Source organism: Streptomyces sp. NPDC043176, from assembly GCF_056436715.1.
In genome coordinates this window covers 30,019-48,273 of sequence record NZ_JBWKCA010000022.1, presented here as the reverse complement: position 1 = coordinate 48,273, position 18,255 = coordinate 30,019, and the positions used below count along the sequence as shown (strand labels likewise).

The window sequence follows — 18,255 nt, the reverse complement described above, 5'->3', positions numbered from 1 at the left end:
CATGGCCATGCCCGGCCGTCGGGAGCCGCACGGCTCCGCGGGCCACGAGGGCGACGGCGGCGAGGCCCCGGGTCCGGCCGGGTCCGGCGCGCTCCCTCCCCGCGCCGTCACCGAGGAGGCGTCCGCCGGCATCGCCCGGCTGGAGGGCTACCTGCTCGCGCAGCGTGCCAGGACCGAGGCCGCCGAGGCCGGCATCGCCTTCGCCCGCCGGTTCCCCTGGCTGGGGCCGCGAGAGGAGGCGGAGGTGGCCCGCGTGTTCGAGCAGGAGCACCTGGCCCTTCGGTGCCGGATGCTCCGGGCCACCGCGGCGCGAGCGGACGAACTGCGCGGGGAGTACGGCCACCGTTACGCATCCCTGCGCCGGCGTCTGGTCGCCACGTTCCTCGGCCTGGCCGGCGGTATGGCCGTCGTGGTGGGGGTGGTGGCGCGGGCCGCCGGTTAGTCAGGTGCGGTGCCTGCGGTCCAGCCACCACAGCAGCATGGAGGCACCGCTCAGGACGATCAGTGCGCTGCCGGCGAGGAGGGCGAGCATGTGGTCCGCCGTGTGCACGGCGGTGTTCTGGGTGTCGAGGACGAACGGCGAGACGAGCAGCCACAGGCCCGCCAGGCCCACGACTGCGTCGGACCACAGACCTCCGCCGCGGTAGATGCGCGAGCCGGCGGTGAACGCGACGACCAGCCCGACCAGGAACTCGTTCACCTGCGCGTCTTTCGGCCCGAGCTGCGTGGCCATCGGCATCAGCAGCAGCACCACCGATACCGCCAGCATCAGCAGGCCCAGGATCTGGTCATGTGCTCCCTGACGCAGCACATGAGGCGGATCCGCGACGCGCGGTGTCAGTCCCCGGTCGATGTGGATCACCATGGCCCCTCATCTCCTCCGGTCCGGATGGCCCATGGCGGCTACCCGCCGAAGCCCGTCCCACTCGCGCGGCGGGAACAGCGGCCGGGCGCCCCGTGCCCGTACCGCCGCCGAAGGGGGAGGCCGCCGGCGACGGCCTCCCCCTTCGGCGGCGATACGGCCGGCCGGCCGCTCAGATGTCCCGGAAGATCTCGATCTGGGCGCCGATGGAGTTGAGGCGCTCCGCGAGGTCCTCGTAGCCGCGGTTGATGACGTAGACGTTGCGGAGGACGGAGGTGCCCTCGGCGGCCATCATGGCGAGGAGGACGACCACGGCCGGGCGGAGGGCCGGCGGGCACATCATCTCGGCGGCGCGCCAGCGGGTGGGGCCCTCGACGAGGACGCGGTGGGGGTCGAGGAGCTGGAGGCGGCCGCCGAGGCGGTTGAGGTCGGTGAGGTAGATGGCGCGGTTGTCGTAGACCCAGTCGTGGATGAGGGTCTTGCCCTGGGCGGTGGCGGCGATGGCCGCGAAGAAGGGGACGTTGTCGATGTTGAGGCCCGGGAAGGGCATCGGGTGGATCTTGTCGATCGGCGCCTCCAGTTTGGAGGGGCGGACCGTGAGGTCGACGAGGCGGGTGCGGCCGTTGTCGGCGGCGTACTCGGGGGAGCGGTCGTGGTCGAGGCCCATCTCCTCCAGGACCGCGAGCTCGATCTCCATGAACTCGATGGGGACGCGCCGGATGGTCAGCTCCGACTCGGTGACGACCGCGGCGGCGACGAGGCTCATCGCCTCGACCGGGTCCTCGGAGGGGGAGTAGTCGACGTCGACGTCGATCTGCGGCACGCCGTGGACGGTCAGGGTGGTGGTGCCGATGCCGTCGACCCGTACGCCGAGCGCCTCCAGGAAGAAGCACAGGTCCTGGACCATGTAGTTGGAGGAGGCGTTGCGGATGACGGTGACGCCGTCGTGCCGGGCGGCGGCGAGCAGCGCGTTCTCGGTGACCGTGTCGCCGCGCTCGGTCAGGACGATCGGGCGGTCGGGGGCGACACGGCCGACCTGGGCGTGGTAGATGCCCTCGGTGGCGGTGACCTCCAGGCCGAAGCGGCGCAGGGCGATCATGTGCGGCTCGATCGTGCGCGTGCCGAGGTCGCAGCCACCGGCGTACGGCAGCTTGAAGCGGTCCATGCGGTGCAGCAGCGGGCCGAGGAACATGATGATGGAGCGGGTGCGGATCGCGGCCTCGGCGTCGATGGACTCCATGTCCAGCTCGGCGGGCGGCACGATCTCCAGGTCGACCCCGTCGTTGATCCAGCGGGTGCGGACGCCGATGGAGTTGAGGACCTCCAGGAGCCGGAAGACCTCCTCGATGCGGGCGACGCGGCGCAGGACGGTGCGGCCCTTGTTGAGGAGCGAGGCGCAGAGCAGCGCGACACAGGCGTTCTTGCTCGTCTTGACGTCGATGGCGCCGGAGAGCCGGCGGCGGCCGACGACGCGCAGGTGCATGGGTCCCGCGTAACCCAGGGACACGATCTCGCTGTCGAGGGCCTCGCCGATCCTGGCGATCATCTCAAGGCTGATGTTCTGGTTGCCGCGCTCGATCCGGTTGACGGCGCTCTGGCTCGTGGCCAGCGCGTCGGCGAGCTGCGTCTGTGTCCAGCCGCGGTGTTGCCGGGCGTCACGGATGAGCTTGCCGATGCGTACGAGGTAGTCGTCTGCCATGGCGTCACGTTATCTCAGATATGAGATGTGACGATCACTGGGCTGGTGCGTTCGGGTGATGGCTCGTTATGTATGTGCCGATATGGCCGGATTGGTCTAGTCGGGAAGGTCCAGTGCCGTGGGATGGCGGGGCTCGTACAGCGGAAGCTCCGTGCCGCTCGGCAGGCGCACCGCCGCCAGCAGTCCCCACCCCTGGTCGGTGATGGCCCGTGAGATCTCCGCACCCCGGTCCTCCAGTGTGGTGAGGGTGCGCGTGAGGTCCTCGCACATCAGGTAGACCTCGTGCTTCGGCTCGCCCTCCGTCGGGTGCACCGCGACCTCGGCGGGCGGCAGCCTGAAGACGAGCCAGCCGCCTCCGGCGTCCACGTGCCCGAAGCCGACGACGTCCTTGAGGAAGGCCCGGTCGGCCTCGGCGTCCCGGGTGTAGAGAATCACGTGCGCGCCACTGAACATGGATCGATCGTCGGCCGGGGGCCCGGCCGGGGCCATCGGACCGCATCCGTTCGGGGGCGGCGGCGGGCCTCCCCGGGGATCCGCAGCATGCCAGGCATGACCGTGCGGCGGTGATGTACTAGAGTTATCTCGACATCGAGATATCTGCCGAGGCGCACCGCTGCCGCCAACTTGGTAAGGGTTCCCTAACTAAGCCTTACCTTAGCGGATCGACGACGCGTACGTGGCGGCAGGATGTGGTGGAACGCGCACATATATGAAGGAGACTGTCGTGTCGGCGAACAGCTTCGACGCCCGCAGCACGCTGCGCGTGGGCGACGAGTCGTACGAGATCTTCAAGCTGGACAAGGTCGAGGGCTCCGCGCGCCTCCCTTACAGCCTGAAGGTTCTCCTGGAGAACCTGCTCCGCACCGAGGACGGCGCGAACATCACCGCCGACCACATCCGGGCGCTCGGCGAATGGGACTCCCAGGCCCAGCCGAACCAGGAGATCCAGTTCACGCCGGCGCGCGTGATCATGCAGGACTTCACCGGTGTCCCCTGTGTCGTCGACCTCGCCACCATGCGTGAGGCCGTCGCGGCGCTCGGCGGCGACCCGGCGAAGGTCAACCCGCTCTCCCCGGCCGAGATGGTCATCGACCACTCCGTCATCGCCGACAAGTTCGGCACGAACTCCGCCTTCGCGGAGAACGTCGAGCTGGAGTACGGCCGCAACAAGGAGCGCTACCAGTTCCTGCGCTGGGGCCAGACCGCCTTCGACGACTTCAAGGTCGTCCCGCCGGGCACCGGCATCGTCCACCAGGTGAACATCGAGCACCTGGCCCGCACCGTCATGGTCCGCAACGGCCAGGCGTACCCCGACACCCTCGTCGGCACCGACTCGCACACCACCATGGTCAACGGCCTGGGCGTGCTGGGCTGGGGCGTCGGCGGCATCGAGGCCGAGGCCGCGATGCTCGGCCAGCCGGTCTCCATGCTCATCCCGCGCGTCGTCGGCTTCAAGCTGACCGGCGAGCTGCCGGCCGGCACCACCGCCACCGACCTGGTCCTCACGATCACCGAGATGCTGCGCAAGCACGGCGTCGTCGGCAAGTTCGTCGAGTTCTACGGCGAGGGCGTCGCCGCCACCTCGCTCGCCAACCGCGCCACCATCGGCAACATGTCGCCGGAGTTCGGCTCCACCGCCGCGGTCTTCCCGATCGACGGCGAGACCCTGAACTACCTCAAGCTCACCGGCCGCTCCGAGCAGCAGGTCGCGCTCGTCGAGGCGTACGCCAAGGAGCAGGGCCTCTGGCTCGACCCGGCCGCCGAGCCCGACTTCTCCGAGAAGCTGGAGCTCGACCTCTCCACGGTCGTCCCCTCCATCGCCGGCCCGAAGCGCCCGCAGGACCGCATCATCCTCGCGAACGCCGCCGCGCAGTTCGCCCAGGACGTCCGCAACTACGTCGACGAGGTGGACGAGGCGGGCAAGGAGTCCTTCCCGGCCTCCGACGCCCCGGCGAACCACCCCAACGGCGCCCCGTCGAAGCCGGTCCAGGTGACCGCCCCCGACGGCTCGACCTACGAGATCGACCACGGTGCCGTCACCGTCGCCGCGATCACGTCCTGCACCAACACGTCGAACCCGTACGTGATGGTCGCCGCCGCGCTCGTCGCGAAGAAGGCCGTGGAGAAGGGCCTGACCCGCAAGCCGTGGGTCAAGACCACCCTCGCCCCGGGCTCGAAGGTCGTCACCGACTACTTCGACAAGTCGGGCCTCACCCCGTACCTCGACAAGGTCGGCTTCAACCTCGTCGGCTACGGCTGCACCACCTGCATCGGCAACTCCGGCCCGCTGCCGGAGGAGGTCTCCAAGGCCGTCAACGAGCACGACCTGGCCGTGACCTCGGTGCTCTCGGGCAACCGCAACTTCGAGGGTCGCATCAACCCCGACGTCAAGATGAACTACCTGGCCTCCCCGCCGCTGGTCGTCGCGTACGCCATCGCGGGCTCCATGAAGGTGGACATCACCAAGGACGCCCTCGGCGTCGACCAGGACGGCAAGCCCGTCTACCTGGCCGACATCTGGCCGTCGGAGGCCGAGGTCAACGACGTCGTGGCCAACGCCATCGGCGAGGACATGTTCCGCAAGTCCTACCAGGACGTCTTCGCGGGCGACGCCCAGTGGCAGGCGCTGTCGATCCCGACCGGCAACACCTTCGAGTGGGACAACGAGTCCACCTACGTCCGCAAGCCCCCGTACTTCGAGGGCATGACGATGGAGACCACCCCGGTCACCGACATCGTCGGCGCGCGCGTCCTGGCCAAGCTGGGCGACTCGGTCACCACCGACCACATCTCCCCGGCCGGCGCCATCAAGGCCGACACCCCGGCCGGCAAGTACCTCACCGAGCACGGTGTGGAGCGTCGTGACTTCAACTCCTACGGCTCGCGCCGAGGCAACCACGAGGTCATGATCCGCGGCACCTTCGCCAACATCCGCCTGCGCAACCAGATCGCGCCGGGCACCGAGGGCGGCTTCACCCGCGACTTCACCCAGGCCGACGGCCCGGTGTCGTTCATCTACGACGCCTCGCAGAACTACCAGGCCGCCGGCACCCCGCTGGTCATCCTGGGCGGCAAGGAGTACGGCTCCGGCTCGTCCCGCGACTGGGCCGCCAAGGGCACCGCGCTCCTCGGCGTCAAGGCCGTCATCACCGAGTCGTACGAGCGCATCCACCGCTCGAACCTCATCGGCATGGGCGTCCTGCCGCTGCAGTTCCCGGCCGGCCAGTCGGCCGACTCGCTCGGCCTGACCGGTGAGGAGACCTTCTCCATCACCGGCGTCACCGAGCTGAACGAGGGCACCACGCCCAGCACGGTGAAGGTCACCACCGACACCGGCGTCGAGTTCGACGCGGTCGTCCGCATCGACACCCCCGGCGAGGCGGACTACTACCGCAACGGCGGCATCATGCAGTACGTGCTCCGCAACCTCATCCGCGGCTGACGCCACCGGATCCGGTAGCACGAAGCGGGCCCCGCTCCTCGGAAGAGGAGCGGGGCCCTTTCGGCTTTCCCGACGTGCGCGCCGCGAGGGCGCGGGAGGTCAGGAGAAGATCAGGCGGTACGTGTTCCAGCCCGTACCGATCTTCACGCGCGGCTTGAAGGCCGGGTTCGCGAGACCGGTGCCCGGGTACAGCCACAGGTAACCCGAGGAGTCGCGGGCCACCACGTCGGGCTCACCGTCGTAGTTGACGTCACCGCTGGAGACGAAGGTGTTCAGGCCGTTCCAGCCGTTGCCGGCCTTGACCCGGGGGCCGAGCGGCTTGAGGTAGTTGCCCGTGCCCGGGTACAGCCACAGGTAACCGGCGCTGTCACGGGCGAGGACGTCGTCCTTGCCGTCGCCGGTCATGTCGCCCTTGCCGGTGATCTGGTTGAAGATGCCCCAGCCGGTGCCGATCTGCGTGCGCGGGGCGAGCTTGCCGTTGCCGTACCCGAGGTACAGGTACAGGCGGCCCGCGCTGTCGCGCGCCAGCAGGTCCGGGGCGGCCGCGCCACCCAGGTTGCCGGTCGAGACGACCTTGTTGAAGACGCCCCAGCCGGAGCCGAGGGAGATGCCGTCCTGACCCCAGGCGGTGTACGACAGGCGGCCGCCGGTCACGTCCCAGGCGCCGTCGGTCTCGCCGTCGCCGTTCTGGTCGGCCATGGTCAGCTGGTTGGTGTACTGCCAGCCGCTGCCCACGTACTGACGGCCGCTGAAGCCGCCGGTGCCGTTCGGAAGGTACGCGTACATGAAGCCCGAGCCGTCCACACCGCGCAGCTCGCCGTCGGCGACGGCGGAGGCGGAGGAAGCGGCGAGGGTGCCCGCCTTCGGCGCCGCCTTCTGGACGGCCGAGGCCGAACGGGCGGGCTGGGGGGCGTCGGCCGCCACGGCGGCCGTGGTGGTGCCGACGAGGGCCGCCGTTATCGCGGCGACCGTGACACGGGACAGGGCGCCCGTGCGGTTCAGGCCAGAAGACTTGGCCACGTAGTACTCCAGTTCCGAGTGGAATAAGGCAGGTGCCGCCGCGCGTGCGCCACAAGGGGCGGAGGCGGCGGAACCTCTATGATCCAGGATCCTTCTCACGAGATCTTCACCGGGCAAGCGGTTTGTGACACAACTGTTTCGGTCCAAGACCGTATGTCCCGATTGTCGGTTAGTGTCCCACCGGTGTCCGCGGAAAGGGCGTGTCGCGACCCCGTACGGGCAACTCCGCTGCGGTGTCAAGGGTGTTGGTTCACGAATGGTTGGACGAAACGCCGCAGATCCAGCGTGCTTATCCCGCAGGTCTCAACTCGGGAAAGATGGCCGTGTAAACCTGCTTTCGATCTTGCTCCGGCGAAGGGAAGTGGACTATACCTGTCGGCGTCCAGCCAGTCGTTTCCATCGGACGACGGCCCGACGCCTGCACGACCCGGCTGCAAATGACCGCGGTGGCGGGGCCCTTCGCCTGTGGCGAGCGAGTAGTACGGGCGACCGGTACACCGCCTGAGTCCTGAATGAAGGCGAGGACTTGAGCATGGGATCCACCTCCGCACAGACCAATGAGGGCGGCTTCGGCCGCCGCGATCTGATCAAGCGCTCCGCGGCTATCGGTCTGATCTCGGTGCCGACGATGAGCTTCCTGTCCGCCTGCGCGAGCAGCGACAGCGGTGGCAACGGGAAGGTCGAGAAGGGCACGAAGTCCGAAAAGAACCCGCTCGGGGTGAACGAGGCGGCCCCGCTCGATTTCGTCCTCTTCGACGGTGGATTCGGACAGCAGTACGCCAAGGACGCGGTCAAGGTCTACGAGACCAGTTATCCGAAGGCGAAGGTCAAGTTCACCCCCACCCAGAAGATCACCACCACGCTCCAGCCGCGCTTCAACGGCGGCAACCCGCCGGACCTCATCGACAACTCCGGCGCCGAGCAGATGGACATGGGTGTCCTCGTCGGCCAGAAGCAGCTCATGGACCTCACCCCGCTGCTCGACTCGCCCTCCATCGACGACCCGAAGAAGACGGTCCGCGACACCCTGCGGCCCGGCATCGTCGAGATGGGCCAGTTCGACGGCGCTCCGGTGTGGATCATGTACTACGCCTACACGGTCTACGGCGTCTGGTACTCGCAGAAGCTCCTCGACTCGCTCGACGCGAAGTACCCGGAGACCTGGGACGAGATGCTGGCCGTCTGCGAGAAGGCCAAGAAGAAGGGCATCGCGGGCTGGACGTACGCCGGCAAGCACCCGTACTACGTCCCCTTCTCCCTCTACCCGATGATCGCGAAGGTCGGCGGCCGCGAGGTCCTGGACGCCATCGACAACCTGGAGCCGAAGGCCTGGGAGCACCCCGCGGTCAAGGCGTGCTTCGAGGCCTACTACGAGCTCGTGCGGAAGGGGTACATCCTCAAGGGCACCCCCGGCCTCGACCACATCCAGTCGCAGACCGCCTGGACCGAGGGCAAGGCGCTGTTCATCCCGAACGGCTCCTGGGTCGAGAACGAGGCGGCGAAGACCATGCCGGCCGACTTCAACCTGGCCGTCTCCGCCCCGACCGGCATCGACTCCTCCGACAAGATGCCCTTCGGCACCATCTGGGCCTCCGGCGGCGAGCCCTTCATCGTCCCGGCCAAGGCGGCGAACGCCGAGGGCGGCATGGAGCAGCTGCGCATCATGCTCAGCGAGGCCTCCTCCAAGAACTTCACCCAGTCGGTGAAGTCCCTGACCGCCCTCAACGGCGGCACCGACGGCATCGAGCTGACGCCGGGCCTGAAGTCCGGCGTGGCCGCGCTGGAGAAGGCCGGCCAGAACGTCGTCAACCCGCGCCTCCAGGACTGGTACGTCGCCCTCCAGAAGGAGAAGATCGGCGTGGCGGGCCTCGGCGAGATGATGGCCGGCCGCGCGACCCCGGCCGAGACGATCAAGAAGATCCAGAAGTACGCCGACGAGGCGGCCAAGGACTCGTCGATCAAGCACTACAAGCACCAGTGAGCAGTGCCGGGGCCCCTTCCCGCCGACCGGGAGCGGGCCCCGGCCCCTTCGCGCGCAGCACCGGCGGCGCGCCTCCGCGGGAAGATCGGGGTCGGTAGGAATGCAACACGGCAAGTACCGTTTCATCGTGGGGTTCCTGGCGGCCCCCCTGGCGCTCTACGCGCTGTTCGTCATCTGGCCCTTCATCCAGTCCATCTACTACTCGTTCACGGACTGGACCGGACTGAGCCCCGAATTCGGGATGGTCGGATTCGACAACTACAGCAGAATGCTGGACGACGAGATCTTCTGGAAATCGCTCCAGCACAGTCTGACCTTCGCGGTGGTGCTGCCGCTGGTGACCGTCGGTCTCGCGCTGTTCTTCGCCTTCATGCTCAATGTCGGCGGTCGGCGCCGCAGGGGGGCGGCGATCGCGGGTGTGCGCGGCTCGTCCTTCTATAAGATCGTCTATTTCTTCCCGCAGGTGCTGTCGATCGCGATCGTGGCGCTGCTCTTCCAGTTCGCGTACAACCCCAATAGCGGAGCCATCAATTCCGTACTGAAGGGAGTCGGTCTCGGCAGCGTGCAGCCGGACTGGCTCGGCGACCCGGATCTCGCCCTCATCTGCGTGATGGTGGTCCTCGTCTGGTCCACCGTCGGATTCTTCGTCGTCCTCTTCTCGGCCGGCATGGCGTCCATTCCGAGGGACTTCTACGAGGCCGCCCTGCTCGACGGCGCGAACCGCTTCACCACGTTCTTCAGGATCACGCTGCCGCTGCTCTGGGACACCGTGCAGTCCGGCTGGATCTACATGGGCATCCTCGCGCTCGGCGCGGAGTCCTTCGCCGTCGTCCAGATCATGACCGTCGGCCCCAACGGCGGCGGGCCCGACTACTCCACCATCGTCATGCCGCTGTACGTGTACCAGAAGGCATTCCGGGACGGTCAGGCCGCCTACGCAACGACCATCGGTGTCGCGCTCCTCCTCGTCACGCTCGCCTTCGCGGCCGTCGTGATGAAGCTGGGCCGGCGCGAGCGGCTGGAGTTCTGATGAAGACGACCGACACTGCCTCCACCGGCGTCGAGGACGCCCCCGGCTCCCCGGCCGGCCCGGGCCTCACGCTCGGCAAGACCACGGACGCCGCCCCCGCCAAGCGCTCCCGGGGCGACGGCACGGTGCTGAACGTCTTCTCGCACGGCATGCTCGTCGTCTGGGCGGTCATGGTCGTGATGCCGCTGCTCTGGGCGGTCATGACCTCGTTCAAGACCGACCGGGCGATCTTCACCTCGCCGTGGTCGCTGCCCGACAGGCTGCACTTCGAGAACTGGTCGCGCGCCTGGACCGAGGCGCACATGAGCGACTACTTCCTGAACACCCTCCTGGTGGTCGGAGGCTCGCTCGTCGGCACGCTCCTGTTCGGTTCGATGGCGGCCTACGTCCTGGCCCGCTTCGACTTCCCGGGCAACCGCTTCATCTACTTCCTCTTCATCGGCGGGATGAGCTTCCCGATCATCCTGGCGCTCGTGCCGCTGTTCTACGTCATGCAGAACATCGCGCTGCTGAACACGCTGCACGGCCTGATCCTCGTCTACATCGCGTACTCGCTGCCGTTCACCGTCTTCTTCCTCACCGCCTTCTTCCGCACCCTGCCGACCTCGGTGGCGGAGGCGGCGTTCGTGGACGGCGCCTCGCACACCCGGACCTTCTTCCAGGTGATGCTGCCGATGGCCAAGCCCGGCCTCATCAGCGTCGGCATCTTCAACTTCCTCGGCCAGTGGAACCAGTACCTGCTGCCGACCGTGCTCAACACCGAGCCGGAGCGGAAGGTGCTCTCCCAGGGACTCGTCCAGCTGGCCGTCAGCCAGGGCTACAAGGGTGACTGGTCCGGCCTCTTCGCCGGCCTGGTGATGGCCATGCTGCCCGTGCTGGCGGCGTACATCGTCTTCCAGCGGCAGGTGGTGGCCGGTCTCACCGCCGGTGCCGTGAAGTAAGTCGTGAAGTAACCCGGACCGAGGTCCCCAGGGCCCCCGGCGCACCGTGCGCCGGGGGCCCTTCGCGTCGTGTGACCCGTACCGCCCGCCACTCAAGGTCTTGACGGGGACCAAGCCGAAAGAGTCCCCTTAGGGTTCACATGTTGGAGAAAACGGTGGGAGTGAGTGAGTCGATGGAGACTCCGGGGTCGCAGACGTCTCTGCACAGGGCCAATCTCGAACGGGTCGTCCGGGCGGTGCGGATGGCCGGCTCGCTCACCCAGGCGGAGATCGCCAGGGCGACGGGCCTCTCGGCAGCCACGGTCTCCAACATCGTGCGGGAGCTGAAGGACGGCGGGACCGTCGAGGTCACGCCCACCTCCGCGGGCGGCCGCCGGGCCCGCAGCGTCTCGCTGTCCGGCGACGCCGGCATCGTGATCGGCGTGGACTTCGGGCACACCCACCTGAGGGTCGCCGTGGGCAACCTGGCCCACCAGGTCCTCGCCGAGGAGTCCGAGCCGCTCGACGTCGACGCCTCCGCCGCGGAGGGCTTCGACCGGGCGGAACAGCTGGTCAACCGCCTGATCCAGGCCACCGGCATCGGCCGGGACAAGGTGATCGGCGTCGGGCTCGGCGTGCCGGGCCCCATCGACGTCTCCTCCGGCACCCTCGGCTCGACGTCGATCCTGCCGGGGTGGAGCGGCATCAACCCGGCCGAGGAGCTCACCGGCCGGCTCGGCGTCCCCGTGCACGTCGACAACGACGCCAACCTCGGCGCGCTGGGCGAGCTGGTCTGGGGCGGCGGCCGGGGCGTCAAGGACCTGGCGTACATCAAGGTGGCCAGCGGCGTCGGCGCCGGCCTGGTGATCGACGGGCGGGTCTACCGGGGACCCGGCGGCACCGCGGGGGAGATCGGGCACATCACGCTCGACGAGTCGGGACCCGTCTGCCGCTGCGGCAACCGCGGCTGCCTGGAGACCTTCACGGCCGCCCGGTACGTCCTGCCGCTGCTCCAGCCCAGCCACGGCCCCGATCTGACGATGGAGCGGGTGGTCCAGCTGGCCCGCGAGGGCGACCCCGGCTGCCGCCGGGTGATCGCCGACGTCGGCCGGCACATCGGCAGCGGCATCGCCAACCTCTGCAATCTCCTGAACCCGAGCCGGGTGGTGCTCGGCGGCGACCTCGCGGAGGCCGGGGAGCTGGTCCTCGCGCCCATCAGGGACTCCGTCTCGCGGTACGCGATCCCCAGTGCAGCCCGGCAGCTGTCGCTGGCCCAGGGGGCCCTGGGCGGGCGCGCCGAGGTGCTCGGCGCACTCGCCCTCGTCCTGAGCGAAATGGGCGATTCGACCCTGTTGGAGAGTGCCCTGCCCGCAGCCGCTCCGGTCTCCCGCCTTGCCTTCACTTAGATAACGAACACCACCGTTGTCATCTCGTTAAGAATTTACTTCTTGACGGCAACGTTGCGGCCGAGTTGACTTCGGGACACCTCGGCCGCAACGTCGCGGCCTCGTCAGGGAGGCAACCACACATGAACGCAGTGACGCGTCGTGCCGTCATAGCAACGGCCGCGGTCTCGATGGCTCTCACGCTCGGCGCTTGCGGCAAGGCCGGCGGCGGCGACAGCGAGGACAAGGGCAGCTCGACCAAGATCGGTCTGCTCCTGCCCGAGAACAAGACCTCGCGCTACGAGGCGCTGGACAAGCCCCAGTTCGAGAAGGCCGTCAAGGCCGCCTGCTCCGACTGCGAGATCGTGTACAACAACGCGGTCTCCGACGTCGTGAAGCAGAAGCAGCAGTTCGACCAGCTGATCGCCGACGGCGTCAAGGTCATCGCCCTCGACCCGGTCGACGCCGAGAAGGCCGCGGGCTGGGTCAAGGACGCCAAGGCCAAGGGCGTCAAGGTCGTCGCGTACGACCGCGCCGTCGCCGGCGCCGACGCCTACGTCAGCCACGACAACAACAAGGTCGGCGAGCTCCAGGGCCAGGCCCTGCTGACCGCCCTCGGCGCCAAGGCCGCCACCGCCAACGTCGTGATGATCAACGGCGACGAGAAGGACCCGAACGCCGGGCTCTTCAAGAAGGGCGCCCACACCGCCCTCGACGGCAAGGTCAAGATCGCCTACGAGGCCTCCGGCGAGTGGGACCCGAAGGTCGCCGGCGAGAAGATGGCCGCCGCGATCTCCTCGGTCGGCAAGGACAAGATCGGCGCGGTGTACTCCGCCAACGACGGCATGGCCGGCGGCATCATCACCTCCCTCGAGAACGCGGGCATCAAGGGCATCCCGGTGGGTGGCCAGGACGCCGAGGTCGCGGGCATCCAGCGCATCATCGCCGGCACCCAGACCTTCACCATCTACAAGTCGCCGCTCCAGCTGGCCCCCGAGGCCGCCAAGTTCGCGGTGAACCTGCTCCAGGGCAAGGAGCTCGGCGCCCAGGGCAACACCGACGGCGTGCCGTCGACGCTCTTCGCCCCGGTCGTGGTCGACAAGACCAACATCCAGTCCACGGTGGTCCAGGACGGCATCTACAAGGCCGCCGACCTCTGCACGGCGGACCTCGCCGCCAAGTGCACCGAGCTGGGCGTCAAGTAGCCCCTGCCCCACCCCGCCGGGCTCCCCGAGGCCCGGCGCCCGGATCCCGCCGACGGGCGCGCGGAGAGCGCTCTCGGAAGCGAGTCGCCCCCGGCCGCGTACACAGGGTGAACACCCCGTGATCACCCCGCGAACGGCCGGCGCACGGCGACCGGATCCGTCCCCCCGCCCGTCCGGTCCCCGGCCGACCCAGACCCCGCTGTCGGTCCGGGGGCCGGACGAGCTCAGCCCCCCCTCGAAACTTCGGCGCTGCACCGGCGGCGCGACATGCCGCCGCCCGCGGGCGGCGAAGGAGTTGGTTCACGTGTCCCAGACGCCCGTGTTGGCGTTGCGCGGGATCTTCAAGCGGTTCGGAGCGGTTCAGGTCCTCTCCGGTGTCGATCTCGAAGTCCACGCAGGAGAGGTCGTCGCGCTCGTCGGCGACAACGGAGCGGGAAAGTCCACGCTGGTCAAGACGATCGCCGGCGTGCACCCCATCGACGAGGGCGTCATCGAGTGGGAGGGCGAGCAGGTCGAGATCCAGCGGCCGCACGACTCCCAGAACCTCGGTGTCGCGACCGTCTACCAGGACCTCGCGCTCTGCGACAACCTCGACGTCGTCGCCAACCTGTTCCTCGGCCGCGAGATCAAGAAGGGCGGCGTCCTCGACGAGGTCGCCATGGAGAAGCGGGCCAAGGACCTGCTCTCCACCCTCTCCATCCGCATCCCCAGCGTCCGCATCCCCGTCGCCGCCCTCTCCGGCGGCCAGCGGCAGGTCGTCGCCATCGCCCGCGCCCTGGTCGGCAACCCCAAGATCGTGATCCTGGACGAGCCGACCGCCGCCCTCGGCGTCGAGCAGACCGCCCAGGTCCTCGACCTGGTCGAGCGGCTGCGCGAGCAGGGCCTCGGCGTCATCCTCATCAGCCACAACATGGCCGACGTGAAGGCCGTCGCGGACACCGTCGCGGTGCTGCGCCTGGGCCGCAACAACGGCACCTTCCCGGTCGCCACCACCACGCACGAAGAGATCATCGCCGCGATCACCGGTGCCACGGACAACGCCGTGACCCGCCGCCAGGCCCGCAACGCGGAGGTAGCGAAGTGAGCAAGACCCCTTCCACCGCGAGCGACCAGGCCGCCGTGCCCGACCCCCGCAGCGAGGAGGCCCCGGCCGCCGCGGCGATCCCCGCCGTCGACCCCCGCCTCCTCGTCCGCGAGCAGGGCTTCAAGGGATACGTCGACGAGTTCAAGCGCAAGATCCGCTCCGGCGAGATCGGCTCGCTCCCGGTCGTCATCGGCCTGATCGTCATCGGCATCGTCTTCCAGGCGCTCACCGGCAACTTCATCACCTCGTACAACCTCGACCAGATCACGCTGTACGCGGTCGGCCCCGGCATCATGGCCGTCGGCATCGTCTTCGTCCTGCTGCTCGGCGAGATCGACCTCGCCGTCGGCTCCGTGGCGGGCCTGGCCGGCGCCGTCTGGGGCGTCCTCGGCACGGACATGCCGGACGGCCTCGCGATCATCCTCGGCATCCTGTCCGGCACCCTCCTGGGCGCCTTCCACGGCCTGGTCTTCGCCAAGATCGGCGTGCCCGCCTTCGTGGTCACCCTCGCCGGCTTCCTCGGCTGGGCCGGTCTCCAGACCTGGGTGATGGGCGACAAGTCCACCATCCCGACGCCGATCGGCAGCTTCGTCGGCGACCTCACGAAGTACTACTTCTCCGACGTCGCCGCCGCCTACGGCCTCGCCGTGGTCGTCGTCGCCGCCTTCTACCTGGCCCAGCTGCGCGACGCCCGCCGCCGCAAGGCCGCCGAGCTGCCGCACCGCCCGCAGAGCGAGATCATCCTGCGCACCGCCGTCCTGGCGGTCCTGGTCCTCGTCGCCGCCTACGGCTTCAACCAGGAGCAGGGCCTCCCGCTCTCCTTGGTGATCTTCCTGCTGATCCTGCTCGTCACCGACTTCGTGCTCCGCCGCACCACCTACGGCCGCCAGGTCTTCGCGGTCGGCGGCGGCATCGAGGCCGCGCGCCGCGCCGGCATCAACGTGTCGTGGATCCGGATCTCGGTGTTCATGATCTCCGGCACCATGGGCGCCGTCGGCGGCCTGTTCCTCGCCTCCGCGACCGGCGGCGCCGACCGCTCCCTCGGCGGCGGCAACCAGCTCATGATGTGCATCGCCGCCGCGGTCATCGGCGGTACGTCCCTGTTCGGCGGACGCGGCAAGGTCTGGTCGGCACTGCTGGGCATCCTGGTCATCCAGTCGATCGTCCAGGGCCTCAACCAGATGAACCTGTCCTCGAACGCGATCCAGTACATGATCACCGGCGCCGTCCTGCTCATCGCCGTCATCATCGACTCGGTCTCCCGCAAGACGCAGAAGACGGCGGGACGCGCCTAGCGACCTGTCCGGTGGATCCGGGGCCGGACCGGCCCCGGGGACCCCCACCCGCGCGCGTAACGCCCGCCACACCGCCCGGCGCCGTGAAACCGGCGCCGGGCACTGCTGCGTCCGGAGCAGTGCCCGGGCGCGCACGGAGCCGTACAGGTCAGCGGGATGTCGGCCGTGCGGGTGATGCCTCACCCCCCGGCCCGATGCCCACGATCCAAGACGGAACATTAGACTCGACAAATCGGCAAGCTCGACCAGCTCAAAGCAAGGAGGAACGGGTGGCTCTGCTGACCCGTATCAGGGGACCGCGAGATCTGGACCGGCTCTCCCCGGAACAGCTGGACCAGCTGGCCGACGAGATCAGGTCGTTCCTCGTGGACGCCGTCTCCAAGACCGGCGGGCACCTCGGCCCCAACCTCGGTGTGGTCGAGCTGACCATCGCACTGCACCGGGTGTTCGACTCCCCGAAGGACAAGGTCCTCTGGGACACCGGCCACCAGAGCTACGTCCACAAGCTCCTCACCGGACGCCAGGACTTCTCGAAGCTCAAGATGAAGGGCGGCCTCTCGGGCTACCCCTCGCAGGCCGAGTCCGAGCACGACGTCATCGAGAACTCGCACGCCTCCACGGTCCTCGGCTGGGCCGACGGCCTCGCCAAGGCGAACGAGGTCCTGAAGAAGGACGACCACGTCGTCGCCGTCATCGGCGACGGGGCCCTCACGGGCGGCATGGCCTGGGAGGCGCTGAACAACATCGCCGCCGCCAAGGACCGCCCGCTCGTCATCGTCGTCAACGACAACGAGCGCTCCTACGCGCCCACCATCGGCGGCCTCGCCAACCACCTGGCGACCCTGCGCACCACCGACGGCTACGAGCGCTTCCTCGCCCGCGGCAAGGACATCCTGGAGCGCACCCCCGTCGTCGGGAAGCCGCTCTACGAGACCCTGCACGGCGCCAAGAAGGGCCTCAAGGACTTCATCGCCCCGCAGGGCATGTTCGAGGACCTCGGCCTCAAGTACGTCGGCCCCATCGACGGCCACGACATCGAGGCCCTGGAGTCCGCCCTCACGCGCGCCAAGCGCTTCGGCGGCCCGGTCATCGTCCACTGCCTCACCGAGAAGGGCCGCGGCTACCAGCCCGCCCTCCAGGACGAGGCCGACCGCTTCCACGCCGTCGGCAAGATCCACCCCGACACCGGGCTGCCGATCTCCTCGTCCGGCGCCGACTGGACCGGCGTCTTCGCCGACGAGATGGTCGCGCTCGGCAAGGAGCGCGCCGACATCGTCGCCATCACCGCGGCGATGCTCCAGCCCGTCGGCCTCGACAAGTTCGCCAAGGCCTTCCCGGACCGGGTCTTCGACGTCGGCATCGCCGAGCAGCACGCCGCGGTCTCCGCCGCCGGCCTGGCCACCGGCGGCCTGCACCCGGTCTTCGCGGTCTACGCGACCTTCCTCAACCGCGCCTTCGACCAGGTCCTGATGGACGTGGCCCTGCACAAGTGCGGCGTCACCTTCGTCCTGGACCGGGCCGGCGTCACCGGCACCGACGGCGCCTCCCACAACGGCATGTGGGACATGTCGATCCTCCAGGTCGTGCCCGGCCTGCGGCTCGCCGCGCCGCGCGACGCCGACCAGGTCCGCGCCCAGCTCCGCGAGGCCGTCGAGGTCACCGACGCCCCGACGGTGGTCCGGTTCTCCAAGGGCGCGGTCGGCCCGGCCGTCCCCGCCCTGCGCCGCGTCGGCGGCATGGACGTGCTCCGCGAGCCCGGTACGGACCGGCCGGACGTCCTGCTGGTCTCCGTGGGCGCCCTCGCTCCCATGTGCCTGGAGATCGCCAACCTCCTCGACCGGCACGGCATCTCCACCACCGTCGTCGACCCCCGATGGGTCAAGCCGGTCGACGAGGCCCTCGCCCCGCTCGCCGAGCAGCACCGCGTGGTGGTCACCGTCGAGGACAACAGCCGCGTCGGCGGTGTCGGCTCGGCCGTCGCCCAGGCGCTGCGCGACGCCGGCGTCGACGTGCCGCTGCGTGACTTCGGCATCCCGCCGCGCTTCCTCGACCACGCCTCGCGCGGCGAGGTGATGGCCGAGATCGGGCTGACCGCCCCGGACATCGCCCGTCAGGTCACCGGTCTGGTCTCCCGGCTCGACGGCCGTTTCGAGTCCAGCACGCAGGCCGTGGAGCCCGCCCGCGACTGACGTCCACCGTCACCCGTCGTCACCCTGGGGCCGGTCGGATCACTCTTCGGAGTGCCGACCGGCCCTTTCGCGTGCATTCTGACCACAGGACGGGCAGCACCATGCCAGGGAGGTACGACCGTGAGTACGGACCAGCAGCCACG

General features: G+C 69.2%; 14 protein-coding genes. 10 read left to right on the top strand and 4 right to left on the bottom strand.

Annotated elements, in window-relative coordinates:
• Nucleotide 1: 1 nt before the first annotated feature.
• Nucleotides 2-442 (top strand): hypothetical protein, encoded by a 441-nt coding sequence (locus AC067A_RS29330; RefSeq protein ID WP_479245504.1) that lies wholly within the window; start codon nucleotides 2-4, stop codon nucleotides 440-442.
• Here the strand turns inward: AC067A_RS29330 and AC067A_RS29325 are convergent, their stop codons facing one another.
• The 3 genes from AC067A_RS29325 to AC067A_RS29315 all read right to left on the bottom strand — a co-directional run bounded on the left by AC067A_RS29325 (nucleotide 443) and on the right by AC067A_RS29315 (nucleotide 3,014).
• A complete protein-coding gene (locus tag AC067A_RS29325) occupies nucleotides 443-865 on the bottom strand; it encodes an SPW repeat domain-containing protein (protein ID WP_479245503.1) in 423 nt (140 codons plus the stop codon). It lies immediately after the preceding gene.
• 169 nt (nucleotides 866-1,034) lie between these two features.
• Nucleotides 1,035-2,561, bottom strand: coding sequence for a helix-turn-helix domain-containing protein (locus AC067A_RS29320; RefSeq protein WP_479245501.1), 1,527 nt, complete (start codon nucleotides 2,559-2,561; stop codon nucleotides 1,035-1,037).
• A gap of 96 nt (nucleotides 2,562-2,657) precedes the next feature.
• Nucleotides 2,658-3,014: a VOC family protein gene (locus AC067A_RS29315; RefSeq protein ID WP_479245499.1), complete on the bottom strand. Its 357-nt coding sequence runs from the start codon at nucleotides 3,012-3,014 to the stop codon at nucleotides 2,658-2,660.
• Nucleotides 3,015-3,285: 271 nt separating this feature from the next.
• Between AC067A_RS29315 and acnA the strand changes: the two genes are divergently transcribed.
• Nucleotides 3,286-6,003: an aconitate hydratase AcnA gene (acnA, locus tag AC067A_RS29310; RefSeq protein ID WP_479245498.1), complete on the top strand. Its 2,718-nt coding sequence runs from the start codon at nucleotides 3,286-3,288 to the stop codon at nucleotides 6,001-6,003.
• Between the two features lie 99 nt (nucleotides 6,004-6,102).
• Here acnA and AC067A_RS29305 read toward each other — a convergent pair whose 3' ends face one another.
• Entirely contained in the window at nucleotides 6,103-7,023 is a 921-nt protein-coding gene (locus tag AC067A_RS29305) for an FG-GAP repeat domain-containing protein (RefSeq protein ID WP_479245496.1), read from the bottom strand.
• A 532-nt stretch (nucleotides 7,024-7,555) separates the two neighbouring features.
• On the opposite strand from AC067A_RS29305, the gene ngcE reads away from it, so the two are divergent.
• The 8 genes from ngcE (at nucleotide 7,556) to dxs (ending at nucleotide 18,112) form a co-directional block, all read left to right on the top strand.
• The gene (gene ngcE, locus AC067A_RS29300; RefSeq protein ID WP_479245495.1) at nucleotides 7,556-9,004 is read left to right on the top strand and encodes an N-acetylglucosamine/diacetylchitobiose ABC transporter substrate-binding protein; all 1,449 of its coding nucleotides are present in this window, start codon (nucleotides 7,556-7,558) and stop codon (nucleotides 9,002-9,004) included.
• 100 nt (nucleotides 9,005-9,104) lie between these two features.
• Nucleotides 9,105-10,034 carry a carbohydrate ABC transporter permease gene (locus AC067A_RS29295; protein WP_479245493.1) on the top strand — a complete coding sequence of 310 codons (930 nt, stop codon included), beginning with the start codon at nucleotides 9,105-9,107 and terminating at the stop codon, nucleotides 10,032-10,034.
• Nucleotides 10,034-10,975 (top strand): carbohydrate ABC transporter permease, encoded by a 942-nt coding sequence (locus AC067A_RS29290; RefSeq protein WP_479245492.1) that lies wholly within the window; start codon nucleotides 10,034-10,036, stop codon nucleotides 10,973-10,975. Before AC067A_RS29295 ends, AC067A_RS29290 begins: the two co-directional genes overlap by 1 nt.
• A gap of 173 nt (nucleotides 10,976-11,148) precedes the next feature.
• Nucleotides 11,149-12,360 carry an ROK family transcriptional regulator gene (locus tag AC067A_RS29285; protein ID WP_479245491.1) on the top strand — a complete coding sequence of 404 codons (1,212 nt, stop codon included), beginning with the start codon at nucleotides 11,149-11,151 and terminating at the stop codon, nucleotides 12,358-12,360.
• Between the two features lie 122 nt (nucleotides 12,361-12,482).
• Nucleotides 12,483-13,544 carry a sugar ABC transporter substrate-binding protein gene (locus AC067A_RS29280; RefSeq protein ID WP_479245490.1) on the top strand — a complete coding sequence of 354 codons (1,062 nt, stop codon included), beginning with the start codon at nucleotides 12,483-12,485 and terminating at the stop codon, nucleotides 13,542-13,544.
• A gap of 295 nt (nucleotides 13,545-13,839) precedes the next feature.
• A complete protein-coding gene (locus AC067A_RS29275) occupies nucleotides 13,840-14,628 on the top strand; it encodes an ATP-binding cassette domain-containing protein (RefSeq protein ID WP_181924844.1) in 789 nt (262 codons plus the stop codon).
• Nucleotides 14,625-15,923, top strand: a complete 1,299-nt coding sequence (locus tag AC067A_RS29270; protein WP_479245489.1) for a sugar ABC transporter permease — start codon at nucleotides 14,625-14,627, stop codon at nucleotides 15,921-15,923. The genes AC067A_RS29275 and AC067A_RS29270 overlap by 4 nt, the downstream gene beginning before the upstream one ends.
• Before the next feature lie 269 nt (nucleotides 15,924-16,192).
• Nucleotides 16,193-18,112, top strand: coding sequence for a 1-deoxy-D-xylulose-5-phosphate synthase (gene dxs, locus AC067A_RS29265; RefSeq protein ID WP_479245488.1), 1,920 nt, complete (start codon nucleotides 16,193-16,195; stop codon nucleotides 18,110-18,112).
• The last annotated feature ends 143 nt before the right edge of the window (nucleotides 18,113-18,255 follow it).